At 71.0% G+C, this 20,425-nt stretch carries 27 protein-coding genes and 2 tRNA genes; 22 read left to right on the top strand and 7 right to left on the bottom strand.

What is annotated here, in order from left to right; all coding sequences use genetic code 11:
• Positions 1-63: 63 nt before the first annotated feature.
• Together RIN75_RS32015 and RIN75_RS32010 are read right to left on the bottom strand one after the other, a co-directional pair.
• Positions 64-504 (bottom strand): hypothetical protein, encoded by a 441-nt coding sequence (locus tag RIN75_RS32015; RefSeq protein ID WP_309115791.1) that lies wholly within the window; start codon positions 502-504, stop codon positions 64-66.
• Positions 505-576: 72 nt separating this feature from the next.
• Positions 577-1,257 carry a MerR family transcriptional regulator gene (locus RIN75_RS32010; RefSeq protein ID WP_309115790.1) on the bottom strand — a complete coding sequence of 227 codons (681 nt, stop codon included), beginning with the start codon at positions 1,255-1,257 and terminating at the stop codon, positions 577-579.
• 98 nt (positions 1,258-1,355) lie between these two features.
• Here RIN75_RS32010 and RIN75_RS32005 point away from each other — a divergent pair, with 98 nt between their 5' ends.
• The 5 genes from RIN75_RS32005 (at position 1,356) to RIN75_RS31985 (ending at position 6,720) form a co-directional block, all read left to right on the top strand.
• Positions 1,356-2,255: a hypothetical protein gene (locus RIN75_RS32005; protein WP_309115789.1), complete on the top strand. Its 900-nt coding sequence runs from the start codon at positions 1,356-1,358 to the stop codon at positions 2,253-2,255.
• Positions 2,252-2,701 (top strand): ABA4-like family protein, encoded by a 450-nt coding sequence (locus tag RIN75_RS32000; RefSeq protein ID WP_309115788.1) that lies wholly within the window; start codon positions 2,252-2,254, stop codon positions 2,699-2,701. Before RIN75_RS32005 ends, RIN75_RS32000 begins: the two co-directional genes overlap by 4 nt.
• Positions 2,702-2,790: 89 nt before the next feature.
• On the top strand, positions 2,791-4,011 hold the full coding sequence (locus RIN75_RS31995) for a thiolase family protein (protein WP_309115787.1): 1,221 nt from the start codon (positions 2,791-2,793) through the stop codon (positions 4,009-4,011).
• Complete coding sequence (locus RIN75_RS31990) at positions 4,008-6,119, top strand: 3-hydroxyacyl-CoA dehydrogenase NAD-binding domain-containing protein (RefSeq protein WP_309115786.1); 2,112 nt, start codon at positions 4,008-4,010, stop codon at positions 6,117-6,119. The genes RIN75_RS31995 and RIN75_RS31990 overlap by 4 nt, the downstream gene beginning before the upstream one ends.
• A gap of 148 nt (positions 6,120-6,267) precedes the next feature.
• Positions 6,268-6,720: a hypothetical protein gene (locus RIN75_RS31985; protein ID WP_309115785.1), complete on the top strand. Its 453-nt coding sequence runs from the start codon at positions 6,268-6,270 to the stop codon at positions 6,718-6,720.
• Here the strand turns inward: RIN75_RS31985 and RIN75_RS31980 are convergent.
• Together RIN75_RS31980 and RIN75_RS31975 are read right to left on the bottom strand one after the other, a co-directional pair.
• Positions 6,717-7,127, bottom strand: a complete 411-nt coding sequence (locus tag RIN75_RS31980; protein ID WP_375296048.1) for a PIN domain-containing protein — start codon at positions 7,125-7,127, stop codon at positions 6,717-6,719. The genes RIN75_RS31985 and RIN75_RS31980 overlap by 4 nt on opposite strands.
• A complete protein-coding gene (locus RIN75_RS31975) occupies positions 7,115-7,402 on the bottom strand; it encodes a type II toxin-antitoxin system prevent-host-death family antitoxin (protein ID WP_309115783.1) in 288 nt (95 codons plus the stop codon). The genes RIN75_RS31980 and RIN75_RS31975 overlap by 13 nt, the downstream gene beginning before the upstream one ends.
• Before the next feature lie 75 nt (positions 7,403-7,477).
• Here RIN75_RS31975 and RIN75_RS31970 point away from each other — a divergent pair, with 75 nt between their 5' ends.
• Positions 7,478-8,206 (top strand): DUF72 domain-containing protein, encoded by a 729-nt coding sequence (locus tag RIN75_RS31970; RefSeq protein ID WP_309115782.1) that lies wholly within the window; start codon positions 7,478-7,480, stop codon positions 8,204-8,206.
• Here the strand turns inward: RIN75_RS31970 and RIN75_RS31965 are convergent.
• Positions 8,203-8,937 (bottom strand): arylamine N-acetyltransferase, encoded by a 735-nt coding sequence (locus tag RIN75_RS31965; RefSeq protein ID WP_309115781.1) that lies wholly within the window; start codon positions 8,935-8,937, stop codon positions 8,203-8,205. The two genes, RIN75_RS31970 and RIN75_RS31965, sit on opposite strands and share 4 nt — an antisense overlap.
• Positions 8,938-8,976: 39 nt before the next feature.
• Here RIN75_RS31965 and RIN75_RS31960 point away from each other — a divergent pair, with 39 nt between their 5' ends.
• The 12 genes from RIN75_RS31960 to RIN75_RS31905 all read left to right on the top strand — a co-directional run bounded on the left by RIN75_RS31960 (position 8,977) and on the right by RIN75_RS31905 (position 16,230).
• Complete coding sequence (locus tag RIN75_RS31960; protein WP_309115780.1) at positions 8,977-9,756, top strand: DUF72 domain-containing protein; 780 nt, start codon at positions 8,977-8,979, stop codon at positions 9,754-9,756.
• A gap of 67 nt (positions 9,757-9,823) precedes the next feature.
• The gene (locus RIN75_RS31955; protein WP_309115779.1) at positions 9,824-10,189 is read left to right on the top strand and encodes a peptidase inhibitor family I36 protein; all 366 of its coding nucleotides are present in this window, start codon (positions 9,824-9,826) and stop codon (positions 10,187-10,189) included.
• Between the two features lie 204 nt (positions 10,190-10,393).
• The gene (locus RIN75_RS31950; RefSeq protein ID WP_309115778.1) at positions 10,394-10,756 is read left to right on the top strand and encodes a PE domain-containing protein; all 363 of its coding nucleotides are present in this window, start codon (positions 10,394-10,396) and stop codon (positions 10,754-10,756) included.
• Between the two features lie 5 nt (positions 10,757-10,761).
• Positions 10,762-11,346, top strand: coding sequence for a DUF3558 domain-containing protein (locus RIN75_RS31945; RefSeq protein ID WP_309115777.1), 585 nt, complete (start codon positions 10,762-10,764; stop codon positions 11,344-11,346).
• A 9-nt stretch (positions 11,347-11,355) separates the two neighbouring features.
• Positions 11,356-12,702 carry a PPE domain-containing protein gene (locus tag RIN75_RS31940; RefSeq protein ID WP_309115776.1) on the top strand — a complete coding sequence of 449 codons (1,347 nt, stop codon included), beginning with the start codon at positions 11,356-11,358 and terminating at the stop codon, positions 12,700-12,702.
• Positions 12,702-13,493 carry an ESX secretion-associated protein EspG gene (locus tag RIN75_RS31935; RefSeq protein ID WP_309115775.1) on the top strand — a complete coding sequence of 264 codons (792 nt, stop codon included), beginning with the start codon at positions 12,702-12,704 and terminating at the stop codon, positions 13,491-13,493. The genes RIN75_RS31940 and RIN75_RS31935 overlap by 1 nt, the downstream gene beginning before the upstream one ends.
• Positions 13,490-14,155: a YbaB/EbfC family nucleoid-associated protein gene (locus tag RIN75_RS31930; RefSeq protein ID WP_309115774.1), complete on the top strand. Its 666-nt coding sequence runs from the start codon at positions 13,490-13,492 to the stop codon at positions 14,153-14,155. Before RIN75_RS31935 ends, RIN75_RS31930 begins: the two co-directional genes overlap by 4 nt.
• Positions 14,152-14,463 (top strand): type VII secretion target, encoded by a 312-nt coding sequence (locus RIN75_RS31925; RefSeq protein ID WP_309115773.1) that lies wholly within the window; start codon positions 14,152-14,154, stop codon positions 14,461-14,463. Before RIN75_RS31930 ends, RIN75_RS31925 begins: the two co-directional genes overlap by 4 nt.
• 8 nt (positions 14,464-14,471) lie before the next feature.
• Positions 14,472-15,236, top strand: a complete 765-nt coding sequence (locus RIN75_RS31920; protein ID WP_309115772.1) for a hypothetical protein — start codon at positions 14,472-14,474, stop codon at positions 15,234-15,236.
• Entirely contained in the window at positions 15,233-15,760 is a 528-nt protein-coding gene (locus RIN75_RS31915; protein ID WP_309115771.1) for a hypothetical protein, read from the top strand. Before RIN75_RS31920 ends, RIN75_RS31915 begins: the two co-directional genes overlap by 4 nt.
• A 305-nt stretch (positions 15,761-16,065) precedes the next feature.
• Positions 16,066-16,147 (top strand) — tRNA-Tyr (locus RIN75_RS31910).
• Positions 16,148-16,157: 10 nt separating this feature from the next.
• Positions 16,158-16,230 (top strand) — tRNA-Ser (locus tag RIN75_RS31905).
• 48 nt (positions 16,231-16,278) lie between these two features.
• On the opposite strand, the gene RIN75_RS31900 is transcribed toward RIN75_RS31905, so the two are convergent.
• Positions 16,279-17,076, bottom strand: a complete 798-nt coding sequence (locus RIN75_RS31900) for an NAD(P)H-binding protein (RefSeq protein WP_309115770.1) — start codon at positions 17,074-17,076, stop codon at positions 16,279-16,281.
• A 72-nt stretch (positions 17,077-17,148) separates the two neighbouring features.
• On the opposite strand from RIN75_RS31900, the gene RIN75_RS31895 reads away from it, so the two are divergent.
• From RIN75_RS31895 to RIN75_RS31885, 3 genes are read left to right on the top strand one after another with little or no spacing between them, the layout of a single operon-like run.
• Complete coding sequence (locus tag RIN75_RS31895; RefSeq protein WP_309115769.1) at positions 17,149-18,060, top strand: AraC family transcriptional regulator; 912 nt, start codon at positions 17,149-17,151, stop codon at positions 18,058-18,060.
• Positions 18,057-18,392, top strand: coding sequence for a nucleotide pyrophosphohydrolase (locus RIN75_RS31890; RefSeq protein WP_309115768.1), 336 nt, complete (start codon positions 18,057-18,059; stop codon positions 18,390-18,392). Before RIN75_RS31895 ends, RIN75_RS31890 begins: the two co-directional genes overlap by 4 nt.
• 7 nt (positions 18,393-18,399) lie before the next feature.
• Complete coding sequence (locus RIN75_RS31885; RefSeq protein WP_309115767.1) at positions 18,400-18,987, top strand: hypothetical protein; 588 nt, start codon at positions 18,400-18,402, stop codon at positions 18,985-18,987.
• A 61-nt stretch (positions 18,988-19,048) separates the two neighbouring features.
• Here RIN75_RS31885 and RIN75_RS31880 read toward each other — a convergent pair whose 3' ends face one another.
• Positions 19,049-19,234 (bottom strand): hypothetical protein, encoded by a 186-nt coding sequence (locus RIN75_RS31880; RefSeq protein ID WP_309115766.1) that lies wholly within the window; start codon positions 19,232-19,234, stop codon positions 19,049-19,051.
• 96 nt (positions 19,235-19,330) lie between these two features.
• Here RIN75_RS31880 and RIN75_RS31875 point away from each other — a divergent pair, with 96 nt between their 5' ends.
• Positions 19,331-20,293, top strand: a complete 963-nt coding sequence (locus RIN75_RS31875) for an FAD-dependent oxidoreductase (protein ID WP_309115765.1) — start codon at positions 19,331-19,333, stop codon at positions 20,291-20,293.
• Positions 20,294-20,425 lie beyond the last annotated feature (132 nt).

The following is a 20,425-nucleotide window of genomic DNA, read 5'->3' as shown; positions in this document are numbered from 1 at the left end:
CGGGCCGGTCGGTCGTCGGTCCGGACGGTGGTTCCGAGCAGTTGTTCCAAACGGCAGAAATTTTTAGTTCAGTGGACTAAATATTTCAGTGATGGGATGTGAATCTCGACCCGCCGAGCCCGGCCGGCGGGTCGGCCCGGTTCGCGAGTCGGCCGAACCCGGCCCCGGGTAAGCCCGGTTCGCGAGTCGGCCACGTTCGGTCAGGCGCGCGGGGCGGCGCAGGAGCCGGGTGGCGGAGCGGCGGACGCCGTGTCGTCGGAGCCAGGTGCGCAGGTTGGCCACGACCTCGGGGTTGCGCACCTCCCGCACCACCGCGCGGACCTGCTTCGGCGACGGCCGCTGCATCGGGTAGCCGTACGCCCTCAGGAAGAGCATCACCACCAGGTGGAATGCGACCAACCGGTCCCATCGCAGGCGCTGCTCCTCGTCCGACAACCCGTCGAAGAACCGCCAGACCGCCCACGGCGCCGAGTCGGGATCGAGCGAGGCCTTCAGCTCCGCCACGTCCACCCGCCCGGCCGCGGTGACCTGGTCGGCGATCGACCGGAGCCGGTTCCACCGGTAACGAGGGCATGGTCAGCGGTCCTGTTCGTCCCGGTCGCAGTCCTGTTCGGCCTGGTCACAGTCCTGTTCGGCCTGGGCGCGGTCCTGGCGGAGGCCTGAGGCTTCGCGGCGGGCGAGGCGGCGGACCACCGCGAAAGCGGCGTCGCCGAGCACCGTGCCCAGGACGACGATCTCCATGGCGGCGTCCTTCGTCGGCGCGCTCAACGCGTAGTCCAGGTCCTGCTCGGCCAGTGGTCGAGCGGCCCTGGCGTAGCCGTCCAGCTGGGCGATGAACGACTCGTGCCCCAGCTCCCGGGCCGTCACGATCACGTTCACCAGGGACTGGAACGCGTCGGAGTGCGGGCGGTAGGTCCAGCCCTGCCGCTCGACGAACGCCCGCGCCTCCGCGTGCGCCACCTCGTCCGTCGGCGACTCGCCGGTGCCGACCACGGCCCGTTCGACCGTCCCCATCGCCTTGTGCAGGGACTTCTCCGGGTCGTCCAGCGCGCCCAGGACGTCCCGCACGGCCGCGATCGACAGCCCGCCCACCTCCACCAGGGCCCGCACCAGCCGCAGCCGGTGCAGGTGGACCTCGCCGTAGCGGGCCTGGTTGGGGCTGGTCAGCTCGCCCGCCGGGAGCAGGCCCTCCCGCAGGTAGTACTTGATCGTCGGCACGGGCACGCCGGTCCGGCGGCTCAGTTCGGCGATGCGCATGCGTCCTCGAATCCGGTCGAAGCTGAGACGACTCTCAGAATGGACAGTGTAACTATCCGATAGTAGAAAGCACTGCTATCCGTTCTCAGGAGCCCGTCATGACCCGCTTCCTCCGGTGGCACCCGCCGCTGATGCTGTTCTCCCTGCTCATGGCCGCCCTGGCGGTGGTGAGCGCGATCGGTCTGGTCGTGGACGACCGGGTCCTGGCAGGTTCCCCGATCTGGTTCAAGCCGTTCAAGTTCGGGATCTCCCTGGGCATGTACGGGGTCGCGCTGGCCTGGATGCTCACCCTCGCCACCCGCCTGAAGAAGCTCGGGTGGTGGGCGGGCACCGCGGTGGCCGTCGGCGGGACGCTCGAGATGGTCATCATCGTCGGGCAGGTCCTGCGCGGCCGGCGCAGCCACTTCAACGTCGCCACCGACTTCGACGCCGCTCTCTGGCTGACCATGGCGGGCACCATCCTCGTCGTCTGGGTGATGCACGCGATCATCGCCCTCGTCCTCACGTTCTCGCGCTTCCGCGACCGCGCGGCGGGTCTGGCGGTCCGGCTCGGCCTGGGCATCTCGCTCATCGGCCTGGCCCTGGGCCAGTTGATGGCCCGGCAGGAGTCCGGCATCGCGGGCGTCGCCGGCGCGCACACCGTGGGCGCGCCCGACGGCGGCCCCCACATGCCGGCGACCGGGTGGAGCACAGCGGGCGGGGACCTGCGCGTCCCCCACTTCGTCGGCATCCACGCCCTCCAGGTGCTGCCGCTGCTGGTGGTCCTGCTCGGCCGCCGCGCCAACACGCGCGTCGTCTGGGTGGCCGGCGCGAGCTACCTCGGGCTGACCGCCCTGACGACCTGGCAGGCGCTGCGCGGCCAGCCGCTGTTCCAGCCGGACAGCACCACGTGGACCGCATTCCTGCTCCTGGTCACCGCCACGGTCCTGGCGGGAGCCTGGGCACTGCGCACCAAGGACACCACGCCCGCCGAGCCCAAGGAGCCCGTGGCCGCATGAGCCAGTTCCTGTTCGACGTCGCCTTCCCGCTCACCGTCCCGTTCTGGGCGCTGATGGTCTTCGTCCCCAAGTGGCGGTGGACGCACCGGATCGCCTCCTCGCCGTTGATCGCCTTACCGCTCCTGGTCGTCTACACGGTCCTGGTCGCCGGGCACCTGCCCGAGCTGTGGACGACGATGAGCAGCCCGAGCCTGGAGGGCCTCAAAGCGTTCCTGAGCACCGACTGGGGCACGTCCGCGGTGTGGGCCCAGGTGCTCGCCTGGGACCTGCTGATCGGCGCGTGGATGTACCGGGAGGGCCGCCGGCTGGACGTGCACCCGCTGCTCATGGGGCCCCTGCTGGTGTTCACGATCATCCTGTCGCCGTTCGGGTTCGCCCTCTTCCTGATCATCCGGGCGTTCTGTGACACACCCGACAGGGCGACCACTGTGGTTACCGGCGAGTAACAGGGTCTAGAGTTGGGGTTACCGATCGGTAGGAGTCGCGCCCCGCCCGATCGGCGGGAAGAAACGTCACCACAAGTGGAGGAGACGCCGTGGCCGCACCAGTAGCGCCGGCACGCGTTCGAAACGTGGTCTTCGTGGACGGCGTGCGGACGCCGTTCGGCAAGGCCGGCCCCAAGGGAATCTTCGCGGAGACCCGTGCCGACGACCTGGTGGTCAAGGTGATCCGCGAGCTGCTGCGCCGCCACCCCGAGCTGCCGCCGGAGCGGGTGGACGAGGTCGCCATCGCGGCCACGACCCAGATCGGCGACCAGGGCCTGACCATCGGCCGGACCGCGGCGCTGCTCGCGGGCCTGCCCAAGTCGGTGCCCGGCTACGCCATCGACCGCATGTGCGCGGGCGCGATGACGGCCGTGACGACCGCCGCGAGCGGCATCGCGTTCGGCGCGTACGACGTGGTGATCGCGGGCGGTGTCGAGCACATGGGCAGGCACCCGATGGGCGAGGGCGTCGACCCCAACCCGCGGTTCCTGGCCGACAAGCTGGTCGACCCGTCCGCGCTGGTCATGGGCAACACGGCGGAGAACCTGCACGACCGGTTCCCGGCGATCACCAAGGAGCGCACCGACGCGTACGCCGCGGCCTCCCAGGCCAAGTACGCCGACGCGCTGAAGAACGGCAAGATCGGCCCCGAGCTGGTGCCGGTCGCCACGCGCTCCGCCGAGCACGGCTGGGGCCTGGCCACCGCCGACGAGCCGCCGCGCCCGGGCACCACGGTCGAGGACCTGGCGAAGCTCAAGACGCCGTTCCGCCCGCACGGCCGGGTCACCGCGGGCAACGCGGCCGGTCTAAACGACGGCGCGACCGGCTGCATCCTGGCCGACGAGGAGACCGCGCAGGAACTGGGCCTGCCGATCGGCATGCGCCTGGTCGGCTACTCGTTCATGGGCGTCGAGCCCGAGGTCATGGGCGTCGGCCCGGTGCCCGCGACGGAGAAGGCCCTCAAGCGCGCCGGCCTGACCATCGACGACATCGGCCTGTTCGAGATCAACGAGGCGTTCGCCGTGCAGGTGCTCGCCTTCCTCGACCACTTCGGCATCGCCGACGACGACCCGCGGGTCAACCCGTGGGGCGGCGCGATCGCCACCGGCCACCCGCTGGCGTCCTCGGGCGTGCGCCTGATGACCCAGCTGTCCCGGCAGTTCGCGGAGCGGCCGGACGTGCGCTACGGCATCACCACCATGTGCATCGGCATCGGCATGGGCGGGACCGTGATCTGGGAGAACCCGCACTGGAACGGAGCAGCCAAGTGACCACGTTGACCGCTGACGAGGCCAAGGCCCTCTTCCCCGACGAGGTCGTCACCCACGCCAAGACCCGGCTCGTGTCCGTGCCCGGCCTGGCCGGCCCGGTCGCGCTGATCACGCTGGACAACGGCCACGACCACACCCGGCCGTCCACGTTCGGCCCGCAGTCGCTGGTGAGCCTGAACGCGGCGTTCGACGAGGCCGTGGCCGCGTCGCCGGTGGCCATCGCGGTGACCGGCAAGCCGTTCATCTTCGCCGTGGGCGCGGACCTGACCGCCGTCGAGGGCGCGTCGGCCCGCGAGCAGGCGCTGACCATCGGCAAGCTCGGCCACGACGTGTTCCGCAAGTTCACCGAGTCGACCGTCCCGACCTTCGCCTTCGTCAACGGCGCGGTCATGGGCGGCGGCCTGGAACTGGCCCTGTCGTGCCACTACCGGACGCTGGCGGCCAACGCGGCGGCCATCGCGCTGCCCGAGGTGTTCCTCGGCCTGTTCCCGGGCTGGGGCGGCACGCAACTGCTGCCCAACCTGATCGGCGCGAACGACGCGGTCACCGTGATCTTCGAGAACGCGCTGAACCAGAACAAGATGCTCAACCCCAAGCAGGCGCTGGACCTGGGCATCGCGGACGTGCTGTTCGAGTCGGCCGACTACATCGAGCAGTCGCTGCTGTGGCTGGCTCAGGTCGTGCGCGGGGAGATCGTGCCCGCGCGCCGCGAGATCGACCGCGGCGAGGCGTGGGACGCGGCCGTGGCCCGCGCCCGCGCGATCGTCGAGGGCAAGACCAAGGGCGCCGCCCCCGGTGCCCTGAAGGCCCTGGAGCTGCTGGAGCTGGCGCGGGAGAACGACCTTGACCGCGGCTACGCGGCCGAGACCGAGGCGCTGGCCGACGTCGTGATGAGCGACGAGCTGCGCGCGGGCCTGTACTCGTTCAACCTGGTGCAGAAGCGGGCCAAGAAGCCGGCCGGCGCGCCGGACAAGTCGCTGGCCCGCAAGGTCACCAAGGTCGGCATCGTGGGCGCGGGCCTGATGGCCTCGCAGATGGCGCTGCTGTTCGCGCGGCGGCTGGAGGTGCCGGTCGTGCTGACCGACATCGACCAGGCGCGCGTGGACAAGGGCGTCGGCTACGTCCACGGCGAGATCGACAAGCTGCTCGGCAAGGGCCGCGTGTCGCAGGACAAGGCCAACCGCCTCAAGGCGCTGGTGTCCGGTTCGCTGGACAAGGCCGCGTTCGCCGACGCGGACTTCGTGATCGAGGCCGTGTTCGAGGACCTGGGCGTCAAGCAGAAGGTGTTCGCCGAGGTCGAGGAGCACGTGTCGGCGGAGGCGGTGCTGGCCACCAACACGTCGTCGCTGTCCATCACGGACATGGCGGCGGGCCTCAAGCACCCCGAGCGGGTCGTGGGCTTCCACTTCTTCAACCCGGTCGCGGTCATGCCGCTGCTGGAGATCGTGCGCGCGGCGCAGACCGACGACGCGACGCTGGCCACCGCGTTCGCCGTGGGCAAGCAGCTGAAGAAGTCGTCCGTGCTGGTCAAGGACGCGCCCGCGTTCGTGGTGAACCGGCTGCTCACCCGGTTCATGGGCGAGGTCGTGAAGTCCATCGACGAGGGCACGCCGTTCGAGGTGGCGGACAAGGCGACCGAGTCGCTGGGCCTGCCGATGTCCCCGCTGATCCTGCTCCAGCTCGTCGGCGCCCCGGTGGCGCTGCACGTGGCCGAGACCATGAACCGGGCGTTCCCGGACCGCTTCGGCGTGTCGGAGAACATGAAGGCGTTCGTGGCGGCTGGCAAGAACGCGGTGTGGCAGTGGGACGCGACGGGCAAGCAGACCGTCGACCCCGAGGTGCAGGCGCTGTGGCGGTTCGGCGACAAGCCGCTGACCGGCGAAGAGGTCAAGGCGCGCGCGCTGGAGGCCCTGGCCGAGGAGATCCGCCTGATGCTGGACGAGGGCGTGGTCGCCGAGGCGCAGGACATCGACCTGTGCATGATCCTGGGCGCGGGCTGGCCGTTCTGGCTGGGCGGCATCACCCCGTACCTGGACCGCTCCGGCATCTCGGAGAAGGTCACCGGCAAGCGCTTCCTCGCCCCCGGCGTGGCTTCGGTTCCGGCCTGACCAGCTTCACCCACCGCGCCCGGTCGTCCCCCATCGTGGGACGGCCGGGCGCGGTGCGTTATGAGCAGTTCCCTCTTGCGAGTGCTTGGGGCCGCGCAGCCGGGTGAGGATCGCTCACAGACGTTTCGGTTGGCCGATCTTGGTGGGCATGACTCCGCACCGACGAAGAACCCGAGCCCGCCGCCCCCGACCCGATCCCCTGCGCGTCGAGGAGCTGGTGGCATTTCTGCGCAGCGACCGCCGTTGGCGCGACGAGGTGGCCCGCCGCCTGGTCTCGCGCCTCGACCAGCGCCTCCTCCGCTCCGCCCGCGCCTTCGGGTGCCGCCCCATCGCGCACGTGGCCGAGGAACTGGACAGCCAGGCCTGCGTGGACCTCGGACCGAGCGCGCCGTACCAACTCGCCAAAGCCGTCTACGGCCAGGTCCGCCTCCGCGGCGCGGCCCGACTGCGCCAGACCGCGCGCAGCCTCCGCGTCCTGGGCGTCTACCTGTGCGGCAACGACCTGTCCCAGTGCCCCTGCACGGTCGCCCTCGCCCGCGACCCCCAGCAGGACCAGGTCGACCGCGTGGTCACCGGCGCCCTCGACGGGGCGGGGTTCTAGGCCGGGTGGACGGCGATCACCTCGACGACCCGGTCCAGGCCGGTGAAGTCCTTGACGTTGCTGGTCAGCACCGGCATCCCGTGCACGGCCGCGGTCGCGGCGATCTGGAGGTCCATCCGGCGCGGCCGGGGGCGGCGGCCGGAGCGGCGGACCAGGGCGGCCAGGGTGCCGTAGACCTTCGCCGCGGCCAAGTCGAATGGCAGCACCTCGAACTGGTCCAGCGCCGCGTAGTACCGCTCCGTGCGGGCGAAGCGCTCGACCGGGTCGTCCACGTCCAGGCCGTATGCCAACTCCGCCGCCGTCACCGCGCTGATCACCGGTTCCGCCCGCGCCAACTCCCCGAAGTCGATGTCCTCCAACCGGATCACCACGCAGGTGTCCAGCAGGACGCGGCTCACCGCCGCCACGGGTCTTCCAGCGGGTCGTCCGCGCCGAACACCTCGTCGTCGGCCCGGCGGTCGGCGTTCCACCGGTCCAGGTCCACCGGCGGCAGCCCGCGGAACTCCGCCTGCGCCTCCGCCAGCGTCCGGCGCGGCCGAACACCCTCCGCGACGTGCGGAACCAGGTCCGCCACCGGACGCCCGTTGCGGGTCACCACGAAGCTCTCCCCCGCCTCGACCCGCCGCATGATCTCGGCGTTGTCGTTGCGGAGTTCGCGCTGCCCGATCGTTGCGACACTCATGCCACAATCATAGTGAAAGTGCTACAGCCGTGCTACACGTTTCGATCGCCAGCGCTCCGGGCACAACCGATTACCATGGGTGACATACGAGTCGGGACGTCCGGCTGGCGCTACCCGCAGTGGCGCGGCGACTTCTACCCACGCGGCCTCCAGCAGCGCCTGGAGCTGGACTTCCTGTCCCGCATCCTCGACACGGTCGAACTCAACGGCCCGTTCTACGGCCTGCGCACCCCCAACGACTACGCCTCCTGGCGCACCCGCACCCCGGAGGACTTCCTCTTCGCCGTCAAAGCCCACCGCGAGATCACCCATCACCGCCGATTACGCGAGGTCGACGAGGCGGTCGCCGAGTTCTTCGACTCGGGCGTGCGGGACCTGGGGCACAAGCTCGGCCCGATCCTCTGGCAACTCCCCCCGACGCTGCCCTGCAAACCCGACCGCCTCAAGACCTTCCTCGACCTCCTCCCCACCGACACCAGGCACGCACTGGAGATCCGCCACCGCAGCTACCTCACCCCCGAGGTGACGAACCTGTTGCGGGACAAGGGGATCGCCCTCGTCGTCGCCGAGTCGGCGGGCCGCTTCCCGGAACCGGAGGAGATCACCGCCGACTTCGTCTACGTCCGCCTGCACGGCGACAAGGAGCTGTACGTGAGCCAGTACTCCGACGAGGCCCTGGACCGGTGGGCGACCAAGATCCGTTGGTGGGCGAGGAAGAAAGACGTCTACGTCTACTTCGACAACACCATGAAGGGCGCCGCCCCGCACGACGCCCGCGCCCTGGCCGCCCGCCTGTCGACCTAGAGCCGCGGCACCCGGTCCAGCTCGATGCCGAAGTACTTCCGGTGCGCCTCGATGATCCCGGCGTCGTCCAGCACCTCCTCCCGCCTTTCCCCGCCCGAGGTGATGATCAGCTTGTCCCCCGCCACCGTCACCCGCCCGTCGTCGGTGGGCAGTGAGCACGTCGCCCCGCGCCGGAACGGCGACCCCGGCCACGTCTCCTGGTACCAGCACGTGGCCCGGAACTCCTCCAGCCCGCGCGCCCGCAGCTCCAGCCGGTACTGCACCACCCCGTCGAACAACACGTCCACATCGCCCTGCGGCGCGTCCACCAGCCGGAACACACCCATCGGGTCGTGCTGGTCGTCCCGGCTCGTCAGGTCCAGCGGCCGCAACGTGAACCGGCCGAAACCCACGTCCACCAGCAGATCGCCGACCCGCAACGCCATGTGGTCGAACGGCGGACCGAACACGCCGTCGTTGAACACCTTGGCGGACAACATCTCCACCTCGTACCCGAGCGCGGTCAGCAGGGCCGCGAACGCACCGTTCAACTCGTAGCAGAACCCGCCCCGCCGGCGGCGCACGACCTTGTCCACCAGCCGGTCCTCAGTCAGCTCGATCGGCTCGCCGAGGTGGATGCTCAGGTTCTCGAAAGGCACCGCGCGGTAGTGCAGTTCGTGCAGCTCGGCGAGGGTGCTCGTGCGGGTGGCGCCGATCCGGTCGAGGTAGGCGTCGAGCGTCTGGTCGTCCATGAGGCACAACTTGCACCCTCGACCTCGGTGGAGGTCAATATGAGCGTGATCCGCGTCGGCACGTCGGGCTGGCTGTACCCGCCGTGGCGGGGCGTGTTCTACCCCAAGGGCCTGCCGCACCGCCGCGAGCTGGAGCACCTGTCGCACCGGGTGAACTCGGTCGAGCTGAACGGGACCTTCTACTCGCTGCAACGCGAGTCCAGCTTCCGCGCCTGGCACGCGCAGACCCCCGACGACTTCCTGTTCGCGGTCAAGGGCGGCCGGTTCATCACGCACATGAAGCGGCTGCGCGACCCGGACCAGGCCCTCGCCAAGTTCTTCCAGTCCGGTGTCTTCCTCCTCGGCGACAAGCTCGGCCCGTTCCTCTGGCAACTCCCTCCGACCCTGCGCTTCGACCCGCCGCTGCTGGCCGACTTCTTCGCCCACCTCCCCCGCAGCCACGACGGCCGCCCGCTGCGGCACGCCCTGGAGGCCCGGCACGAGTCCTTCCGCACCGACGCCTTCCCGGATCTGCTGCGGGAGCACGACATCGCGCTCGTCATCGCCGACACCGCCAACAAGTTCCCGTACCTGGAGGACGTGACCGCGGACTTCGTCTACATCCGCCTGCACGGCGAGGAGGAGCTGTACGTCAGCGGCTACACCGACGAGTCGCTGGACCGCTGGGCGGCGAAGATCCGCGCCTGGGCGACCACCCGCGACGTTTACGTGTACTTCGACAACGACGCCAAGGTGATGGCCCCGCGCGACGCGATCGCCCTCGCCGAGCGCCTCGACCTCGACTGGCCACCCCCGGGACACGCCCACACAATCGAGTGAACCCAGCGTCCCCGACACCGCACGACCCACCCGGACCCCGGACGCTGAACCGGTGGAGGTGCCCGCGATGTCGACCCGAAGCCTGCTGACCACCCTCGTGCTCACCGCCGCCTTGGTGTCCGGCGGCACGGCGTCGGCGCGGCAACCGGAGACATCCACCTGCGACCGCGGCGAGTTCTGCGCCTGGCCGGGCACCAACTACACCGGCCGCCCGGCCCGCCTCGACCTGGAGACCGCCAACCCCGGCGAGTGCATCCCCCTGCCGGACGGCCTGGTCGCCCGCTCCTTCATCAACAACCTGACCCGCGACACCACGGTCTTCCAGGGTGCGACCTGCTCGACGGAAGCCGAGTTCACGACCTACCCGGGCAAGGGCACCTACGTCCCGGACGCCCCGTTCGTGGTCCGCGCGATCGAAGTCTGGGGCCCTTGACGAGCCGTATTCCACCTGCGACGGAACCTCACGGATTCGGCGCGGCTCAGGCACCAACCCGGATTCCACTCGGCATTACCCGTACCCCAATAGGGTGGCAATGCCCTCCTAACCCTCGAAATGCGCCCTACATCCACCCGAGGCCGTGATACTCCTTCCCCGGAGGGAAGCTTGCCGCGAGTCGGGCAGCGACGAGGGGGCACTGTGCCGTTCCTGAAAGCCGGTGGCGAAACCGCTGGTCCAGCCACCGCGCCGGTCACCATGCAGATCGAGCCGGACCGCATCCTGGCCCTCAAAGCCAAGTTCGAGGCCGTGCGGGACATGGTCCAGCAATTCTTGGAGCAAGAGGAACGCAACCTCCCGGCGCACCCGGTTGCTCAGGATGACGTATCGAAAGACGCGGCGAACTTGTTCAGCGAGAACGCGAGCACCGCTATCACGGTCACGCTGGCGTTCATCGCCGAGCTGAATCGCAACATCGAACAACTCGAAAGCACCGCCAAGACCTACAACCTGGTCGAAGACGCGAACACGGCCACGGTCGGGCAAGTGGACGGAGGCAAGTGACCACCATGTCACGACGTTCGACCGCAGCGGTCATCGGACTCCTGGCCGTGGCGGGTGTTGCGGGCTGCTCCTCGGGGTCCGGGTCGTCCACCGGCTCGACGGCCACCGCGCCGACCACGTCGACCACCACCGAGGACAACCCCCGGCCCGCGTCCTCCCGACCGCGTGAGCTGAAGCTCGACGGCCGGGCACCCTGCGACCTGCTCACCGCCGACCAGCTCACTCGGCTCGACATCGATCGGCCGGGCAAGCCGCTGGAGGTCACCGCCCTGCGGTCGACCGGCTGCCACTGGATCACCACGCGGGCGTCGACGACCCTCGTGCCCGTCACGGCCGAGGGGATCGAGGTGTGGACCGACGGCAAGCGCCTCGGTCAATCCGAGGAGATCGACCCGATCTCGGGGTTCCGGGCGATCACTGTCACGGTTGCGTCGACCGCCCACCGCTGTGACGTCATGGTCGACACGGGTGCCGGGCAGTACCTCGCCGCCGGGTTCTCCGTGACCGCGCCGGACCCCAGCCGGGTGCCGAAACCCTGTGACGGGGCACGGCAACTGGCGGAAGCGGCCATGCAGAACCTGCTGAAGTGAGGGGGCGGGATGACCGGGATCGGCGACTACAACTTCGACGCGCAGTCACACCGCCAGCTCTACGACAACATCCACGGTGGTCCGGGGCACCGCGCGGCCCAGGCCGTCGACGACGCGTGGAACGCCTTCCGCGCGGTCATGGGCAACGCCAGGAGCGAACTCGAATCGGCCATCCGCGACTCGCAGGCCGTGTGGATCGGCCCGGCCGGTGAGCGGTTCGCGGCCGGTTCCGCGCCGCTGGTCCAGTGGGCCGAGGACGCCCGTGTCGCCGGTGTCGAGACGCACAAGGCCTTCGCCGCCCAGACTTCCTTCTACGGCAGCGCGAAGGACCGGATGCCCGAGCCGGTCGAGGTCACGTCGACGGCCAACGACGACTTCTGGGGCATCCCGGCGGGCTTCCAGCACCTGGTGGGCGGCCAGACCGACCAGGACGTCCAGGAACGGGCGGCCCTCGAGGCCAAGCAGGAAGCGGTCCGGGTCATGCAGGGTTACCGGGACGGGGCTGCGGCGGCCGTCGACCTGCTCGGCGCGTTCACCCCGCCACCGCAGGTCGTCACGGAGGTCGCCGAGCCCGCGTTCGACCAGAGCACGCAGCAGGAGACCCGCGCGCGGCAGTACGAAAGCGACTCGACCAGCACCACGACCGCCGACCGGGCCCAGAGCCTTCCCTCGGTGGTCGCACCGCCGGCCGCCGTGCCGCAGCCGGACGGCGACACGAACACCTCCGCCGCACAGCCACCCGCCGACGTGACACCGAGACCGGCACCTCCGCCGGTTCCGACACCGCAGCCCACTCCGCCCCCACCGAACACGATCCTCCCGCCGGTGCTGAAGGCGACCCACCGCCCGCCTCCCGAGACCTTCCGGAGGCCTCCCACATCCACCCGTCGCAGCACCGGCACCGGGACCGGGACCGGGACCGGGACCGGGACCGGGACCGGGACCGGGACCGGGACCGGGACCGGGACCGGGACCGGGACCGGGACCGGGACCGGGACCGGGACCGGGAAAGGCTTCGGCGGCGTCCCGTCCACCGGCTCGCCCCGCCCCGGCCCCATCGCTCCCGGGCCACTTACACCTGGTCCGCTAGGCCCTGGCCAACCGGCCACGGGTGCCGGCGGCACTGGCACCGGCACCGGTCAGGGTGCCGCGCCGGCCGGTTCCGACAACTCCCGGTTATCGCGGGGCGCGGCGAGCGCACCGGTGCCGGGCGGGGTGGTCGGCGGACCGCAGCGAGGTCCGGGTGACGACGACGTGGAGCACAAGTCCGCGCCCTACCTGGAGGAGTTGGCGGACCTGTGGGGTGAGGACGACATCCCGCGCGTGTCGCCGCCGGTGATCGGGGACGACGACTAGTGCGAAGACTCACGCTGTCCCGGCTGGAGTTCGACCTGTGCTGGGACCACCTCCGCCTGGGCGAGTACCCCGCGATCCTCTCGATCCCCGCGCACGGCGCCACCCTGGACGAGCGCCGGAAGTTGTTCGACGGCGCCTGGGACTCCCTCGAAACCCGGGGTCTGGCCGCACGGCGTGACCCGGACCCGCGCCTGGCGGGGTGGCTGGAGCTGCTCGCCCGTCCCGAACAGGAGGTCGACGCGCGGCTGAGGCTCGACGACGGGCCTCGCATCCGCGCCGTCGCGGCGGCTCGGCGCGGGCACGCCGTGCTCGCCGTGCTGACGGCCGAAACCCTGTCCCTCCAGGAGATCGACGAGAGCGCGTTGGCCTCGTCGGTGGTGGGGCTGCTGCCGCCGCACGCGATGCCCCGCTCGCGGTCGGTGAGCCTGCCCGCGGCCGACCTGGAGAAGGCCGCCGCCACGGCCGGCGAGTCCGCGTCCCGGATGGAAGCGGCCTTGCGGGACAACGGGATCCCGCGTCCGGACGCGCAGAAGATCAGCTCGGTGCTCGGCGGTGTCGTGCGCATGGGGCAGTTCGGCGCGGCCGTGCGCCCGGTCCGGCACGGCGTGCCCGGACCCCGGACGCGCGGCCCGTACGCCGTGTCCTTCTACGACACCGCCGAAGGCCGCTGGCAGTTCACGCGCCGCCCGTCCGGCGACGGCCGGGAGTGGTCGACGTTGAGCCCGGCCGACCACCAACGACTGGTCCACGCGGTGTCGGAGTTGTTGTCGTCGGCACAGGAGGCGCGATGAGCGAGACGTTCAAGTTCGGGTTCGAGGAAGCGGATCCCGAAGACCTGCCACGCCGGCGGCCGAGCCTCAAGGAGGACACCTTCGTAGGGCGGGACGCGGCCGGCGTCGTGACCGTCGCCGTCGACGAGACGGCCCGGGTGCGGCAGGTGACGCTCGACCGGGGTTGGCGCGAAGCGCTGGACCCGCGCCGGCTCGGCGCGGCCGTGGTCGAGGCGGCGAACGACGCCACCCTCCGAGCGCTGGTCAACCAGGCCGAGCGACCACCAACCACAACCACCCCACCGACTCCTCCCACCGACGAACCCATCACACCGGCCGCGGCGCAGCAGTTGCTCGACGCCGTCCACGCCGACCTCGACGCGTTCACCCGGCGGTTGGCGGGGGTCGTCGACCGGGACGTCGCCGTGACGAGCCGAGGCGGACACGTGCACGGGACCGCGCGAACGGGCCGAGTCCTGGACCTGTCCGTCGACCCGCACTGGGCGCGCCGGGCCCGGGACTCCGAGATCGGGTCGGAACTGCTCGACGTCCTGGCCGCGCTGCACGCCCGGAGCACCCCCGGCGAGTTGGCGTCCGGCCCGCACAGCGCCGCCATCAGCGAACTCACCGCCCTCCTGAGCGATCCGCAGACCTTGCTACGCCGATTGGGGCTCACCCGATGACCGACCTTTCCGTCGCACTCGAAGCGATGCGGTCCGACGCGAACACGTGGGCGACCGCGGCCGACCGCCTGGACGCCCCGTCCGCCGCGATCACCGGCCTCACGCTCACCGGCGCCGACCTGTCCCGGTGGGCCGTCGACAGCGGGTTGGACCGCACCTATGAACAGGCGCGGACCGCGCTTGAGGACGTGGTCGCGCAGGCCGGTCGTGCGTTCCACGACCTGAGCACCACCCTCCGCGCCGCCGCGGACACCTACGAGCGCGAGGAAGAGGCCAACCTCCACGCCCTGAACAAGATCGTCCGGTAGGTCGTGCGATGAACCCCCTCGTGCAACGGGCCGCCGACGAGTCCCGTGCCGCCGACAGCAAGGTCGACCAGTTCTTCGAGCGGGTCGAGCAGGTGCTCGGCTTCGTGCCGGAGCCGCTGCGCCACCTGATCGAGGCCATCCGGCTCGGCCTGGTGGCGCTGGAGGAGAAGATCCGCGACTTCCAGGAGCGCATCGCGGGGCTGTGGGAGCAGCGGGGCGACGCCGACCGGCTCCGGCAGGTCGGCGAGCGGTGGGTGGCCGAGGTCGGCGACGTGCTGGGGGACATCGCCGCCGGCATCGCCCCCGACAAGCTGCGCACGGCCGTCGAGTGGGAGGGCCGCGCCGCACGCGCCTACCAGCTCGCCGTGCCGCCGCAGGCCGCCGGGCTCAACGCGGTCAAGGACATCGCGAACCAGCTCCGCGCGTCCCTCAACAGCCTCGCCAACTCCCTCGACGTGTTCTGGCTGTCGATCAGCTTCGCGCTGGCGGGTTTCGTCGTCGGCGCGGTGGTCGCCATCGCCGCCGCCTGCACCGTGGTGGGCATCCCGGCGGCGATCGCCGCGCTGGCCACCGCGGTCGCGACCTCGTTGGCGGTCGTCGGCGCGACGGTCCTCGCGCTGGAGTCGCACTTCAACACGATCGAGACCGAGCAGGCGGCGATCAGGCAGAAGGTCCACGACCTCGGCTCGACGTGGTCCGCGCCGAACACCGCGGACATGGCCGACGCGAGCGTGACCGACGGCGACGGATCGGATTGGCGTCCCGGGTCATGAGCTTCCCGCTCACCCAGCCACCGCCCCGGTACGTGCGCCTGCACCCGGACCGCGCCCGGCACATCCGCTCCCGGTGCGCGGCGGTCGGCGTGCCGCTGTCGGTCGCGGCGGGGGCGCTGGTCGTCGTGATCATCGTCGCGGGCCTGCGCCTGCCGACCGCCCGGGACCCGTTCAACTCCCTCGTCTGGGCGGTCGGCGCCGCTGCCGCGCTCTGCGGTTTCCTCGCCACCCTCGGCCTGGCCGGGGCCCGGCCCTACGTCGTCAACGACCACCTGGACCTGAACGGGGCACGGGTCACGCGGCGCGTGCTCGGCGCGGTGTGGACGTGCACCACGGTCGTCTCGGCGTTCACGTGCCTGTTGTTCGTGCTGCTGGTGACCAGTGGGCGCAGCGCGACCAAGGGCATCGCGTTCGCCGGCTGGGCGTGGGCGTACCTCGCCGCCCTCGCCCTGCCGGCGGTCCTCTCGGGCATCGCATTCTTCACCGCGAGAGCGTTGTTCCGACCCGCAGTACGCCTCTGGTGAACGGCGAATTCAACGAAAATCATTGTGCACCCCGGAGCAGATCCGGCATACTCGAAGGCACAACGACGAGACCGGGAGCGGATGTGATGACGGACAAGCGCAACGCGGAGTTCCCCTCCGGTTGGCAGCACGGAGCCGTCCGCGCCGCCGACCGAGGTCTCCCGGCCACGTATGCCCTGGTGGGCGCGGTTTCCCTGACGTAGGCGCGCGGCGCGCCGCCGCCGGGGAGCCGCCCATCGGGAAACCGATCCGGGCGGCTCCTCTGCATTTCACGTCAATTCGTCACCGCACATTTCCACAATTCCGGTGGAGACGGGCTGCGGAGCCCGACCCGGCTGTAAACCGGGCGCCCCCTGGGCATTGCCGGTTCGACTCCGGCCTCCACCACCGATCGGCACGTCCCCAAGGTGCAACTGGCTGCACACCCGACTGCTACTCGGGAGGGCCGGGTTCGAGTCCCGGTGGGGTGAGCTTCCGTGCCGAGCGGCCGTGCGCACCCCACGGCCCGCACCCGACCCCTACGACCAGGCACCCGCCGCGGCCGCGGCCTTGACGTAGTCCTCGAACCGGCGGGGTTCGCGGCCCAGCGCTTCCTGCACGCCCGTCGACAGGTGGGCGTCGTGGCCGTCGCGGATCGCCGCCAGCGAGGCCGTCAGGACGGCCGCGTACTCCGGCGAGAAGCCGGCCTCCGCCAACGCCGCCGTGAACGGCTCCTCCGGCACGTCCACCGCCTTCACCTCGCGCCCCGACACCTCCGCCACCAGGGCCACCGCGTCCGGGAACGAGATCGCCTCCGGGCCGGACAGCTCGTACACGCGGCCGGCGTGGGCGTCGGAGGTCAAGGCGGCCACGGCGACGTCCGCGATGTCCTGCGCGTCGATGAACGGGTTGCCGCCCGCGCCCATCGGCAGCGCCACCTCTCCGCCCAGCACCATCGGGAGCAGGAAGTCCTCGCTGAAGTTCTGCTGGAACCACGTCGGCCGCAGGATCGTCCAGTCCACAGTGGACTCCCGGACGGCGGCCTCGCGGCCGTCCGCCGGGTCGATGCCGCGCGCCGACAGCAGCACGATCCGGCGGACACCGGCCGCGACGGCGGCGGGCACGAAGGCCTCGACCTCCGCGGACTCCAGGTTGTTCGCGGGCGGCACCAGGTAGACCGCCGACACGCCGTCCAGGGCCGGGGCCCACGTGGAGGAGTCGGACCAGTCGAACCGCAGCGCGGACGAGCGGGACGCGGGGCGGGCGGCGGGGCCAAGAGCGGCGGTGACGCGGCGGCCGGTCTTGCCGGTGGCGCCGAGGACCAAGGTCGTTGTCATGACCCCAAGCCTGCCAAGATCGTGCTGGACGGAACATGGCCGAGACGCCCGATCGCATGTTCAATCGTCTACGTGGACGCTCTCACCGACCTCCTCCGCGGGGTCCGCGCGCAAGGCGCCCAGCTGTGCCGGTCCTTCGCGACCCCGCCGTGGGGCCAGCGCTACGCCGGCGACACGCCGCTGATCCTGGTGATGATCGCCGGCCGCGGCGGCTGGCTGGTCGTCGACGGCCACGAGCCGATGTGGCTGCGCGAGGGCGACGTCGGACTGGTGCGCGGCCCGAACGCGTTCGTCCTCGCCGACGACCCGGCCACCCCGCCCCAGGTGGACACCTCCGACGCCGACTGCGACCGGTGGCGGCTCGGCACCCGCACCTACGGGTCGGCGCACGACGGCGAATCCGTGGTGATCACCGGCCGCTACGACGTCGTCGGCAGCGTCTGCGACCGCCTGCTCAACGCGCTGCCGCAGGTGTTCGTGGTGCCCAACCCGGACGAGCCGTGCCCCGTGCTGGACCTGCTCAAGGCCGAGGTGGGCCGCGACCGGCCGGGCCAGGACACCCTCCTCGACCGGGCCCTCGACCTCATGCTCGTCGCCGCCCTGCGCGAGTGGTTCGCGCGCCCCGAGGCCAACCCGCCCGCCTGGTACGCCGCGCTGGGCGACCCCGTCGTCGGGCCGGCGCTCCGGGCGATCCACGACGACCCGGCCCGCGCGTGGACGGTCGGCGAGCTGGCCGCCAAGGCGAACGTGTCCCGCGCGGCCCTGGCGAGGCGGTTCACCGCGGCGGTCGGCGCGCCGCCGTTGACCTACCTGACCGAGTGGCGCATGGCGGTCGCCGCCGACCTGCTGGCCGAGCCCGGCGCGACCGTCGGATCGGTGGCCCGCGCGGTCGGCTACACCGACGGCTTCGCCTTCAGCACGGCCTTCAAACGGGTACGCGGTGTCCGGCCCAGCGACCACCGTGTGGTAGCTCTGCGGGCATGAGCAACCTGGACGACCTCCGCGACGCCCTGCGCCGCTTCGCCGCCGCGCGCGACTGGGACACCTACCACACGCCCAAGAACCTCGTCATGGCGTTGTCCGCGGAGGTGGGCGAGCTGACCGACCTGTTCCAGTGGCTCACCCCGGAAGAGGCCGCGAAGGCCATGGAGGACCCCGAACTCGCGTGGCACGTCCGCGACGAGCTGGCCGACGTGGTCCACTACCTGGTGCGCTTGGCGGACAAGCTCGACGTGGACCTGGTCGAGGCCGCCTTCGCCAAGATCGAGCGCAACGAACGGCGCTTCCCGACCGGAGACCTCCGGCCAGTCGAATGAGGGGGCCATGCAGTCCATCGACACCCTGCACCTGCACCAGAAGATCACCATGATGGTGAACCGCTACGAGGCGTTCGCCGACGACGGCCACGGCAACACCGGCCAGGTCGTCGCGTTCGCCGAACAGAAGCGGATGAAGCTCAAGGAGGAGGTCGTCGTCTACACCGACTCCTCGAAACAACACGTGCTGGCCCGGTTCAAGGCGCGCAAGGTCGTCGACCTCGGCAGCGGCTACGACGTCACCGACGGCGACGGCCGGCCGATCGGCCTGTTCCGCAAGGACTTCGGCAAGTCGTTGTTCAACTCGACCTGGCACCTGGAGCAGGCCGGGACGCCGGTGGCCACCGGGCGCGAGCGCAACCACGGCATCGCCGTGCTGCGCCGGATCTGGTCCTTCCTGCCGTTCGTGGGCGACCTGCCGTTCCCGATGCGCTACCACTTCGACTTCGGCCGCGAGGGCGGTCCGCCGGTGTTCAGCGTGGACAAGAAGACGTGGCTGCGCGACCAGTACCTGATCCGGGTGCCAGACCCACACGTGGACCGCCGCCTGGTGATCGCGCAGGCGATCGCGCTGGACGCCCTCCAGTCCCGCTAGCCGGCAGTCCCACTCGACCGCAGTCCCACTCGACCGCAGTGCCGCTGGAACGGCGGTCCCGCTAGACGTAGGTGAGCAGCAGGAGCACCAGGACGATCAGCACGATCACGCCGAGGACGGCGGACACCCACGTGGGCGAGGTCTCCGACGAAGGTCTCTTTCGCGCGTGCCTGCCCCGTCTCCTGCGTCTTCGCCACGGCACCGAAGCCTCCCCCGCCCACTGCCCGATCGCGTATTTGCCGGTCATGGGCAACAACGGTAGGGATGCGACAGGGGAGCAGACCTCACATCACCCGGTCGCGCGGACGGGATCGCCCGGACAGCGGTCAAGCCGGTCGGCACCGTGACCGACCACAGGGGGGAGGACGACGACGTGAACGTGACCGTGGTGGGAGCCGGTATCGCCGGGGTGGCGTGCGCGCGGGCGCTCGTCTCAGCCGGTGTGACCGTCCGTGTCCTGGAACGGGCCACGCCCGGCGGGCGGATGTGGGCTGAACCGCACGGCGGGCGACCGGTGGACATGGGCGCCGGGTACTTCACCGTCTCCGACGACCGGTTCGCGGCCGTGGTCGAGCGTTGGCGGGCCGCCGGGTTGGCCCGGGAGTGGACCGACACGTTCGCCATCCACTCCCCCGCGGGCTGGAGCACGACCACGGGTCCGATGCGGTGGGCCGCTCCGGGTGGCCTGACTTCGCTCGTGGTGGACCTGGCGAACGGTCTGGACGTGCTCTCGTGGCACGAGGTGTCACGGGTCGAACCAGGTCCTCTCGTGGACGGCGAGCCCGCCGACGCCGTCGTACTGGCCATGCCAGGCCCGGAGGCGGTGCGAGTCCTCTCGCCGAAGCTGGTCGAGACCCTGGCGGTGGCACGGAGCCAGGAGTGGCTGCCGTCCGTCGTGGCGACGTACGAGTTCGCCGAGCGGAACTGGGACTTCCAGGGCGGTGCCTTCGTCAACGACCACCCGGTGCTGACGACCCTGTTCGACGACGGAAGCCGGCGGGGCGACGGCGCACCCGTCCTGGTCGCCCACTCCACCGCGGAGGCAGCCGACCGGTTCACGACGAACGCCGTGGCCGCGAGCAGGGAGCTGGAAACCGCCGTACGCGAGCTGCTCAACCTGCCCGAGGGACCTGAGTCCTCCGACGCCTGGCGCTGGGACTTCGCCCGCCCCGCCACTCCCGGCGACCGCCCGTTCCACTTCGGTCCGGAACGCGTGGGCCTCGCCGGCGATGCGTGGGGCACCCCGAAAGTGGAAACCGCCTGGCTGTCCGGCACCACACTGGCCGAGGCGATCCTCAAGTCCTGAACGCAAAAAAGCCCTCAGGGGCACCCGACCAGTCGGGTGCCCCTGAGGGAAAGAAAGTTCGGCGGCGTCCTACTCTCCCACACCCTCACGAGTGCAGTACCATCGGCGCTGGAAGGCTTAACTACCGGGTTC

The sequence above is a fragment of the Saccharothrix sp. genome (genome assembly GCF_031180885.1).
In the GTDB taxonomy this organism is placed as follows: Bacteria; Actinomycetota; Actinomycetes; order Mycobacteriales; family Pseudonocardiaceae; genus Actinosynnema.
This window is presented reverse-complemented; position numbering and strand designations above follow the sequence as displayed.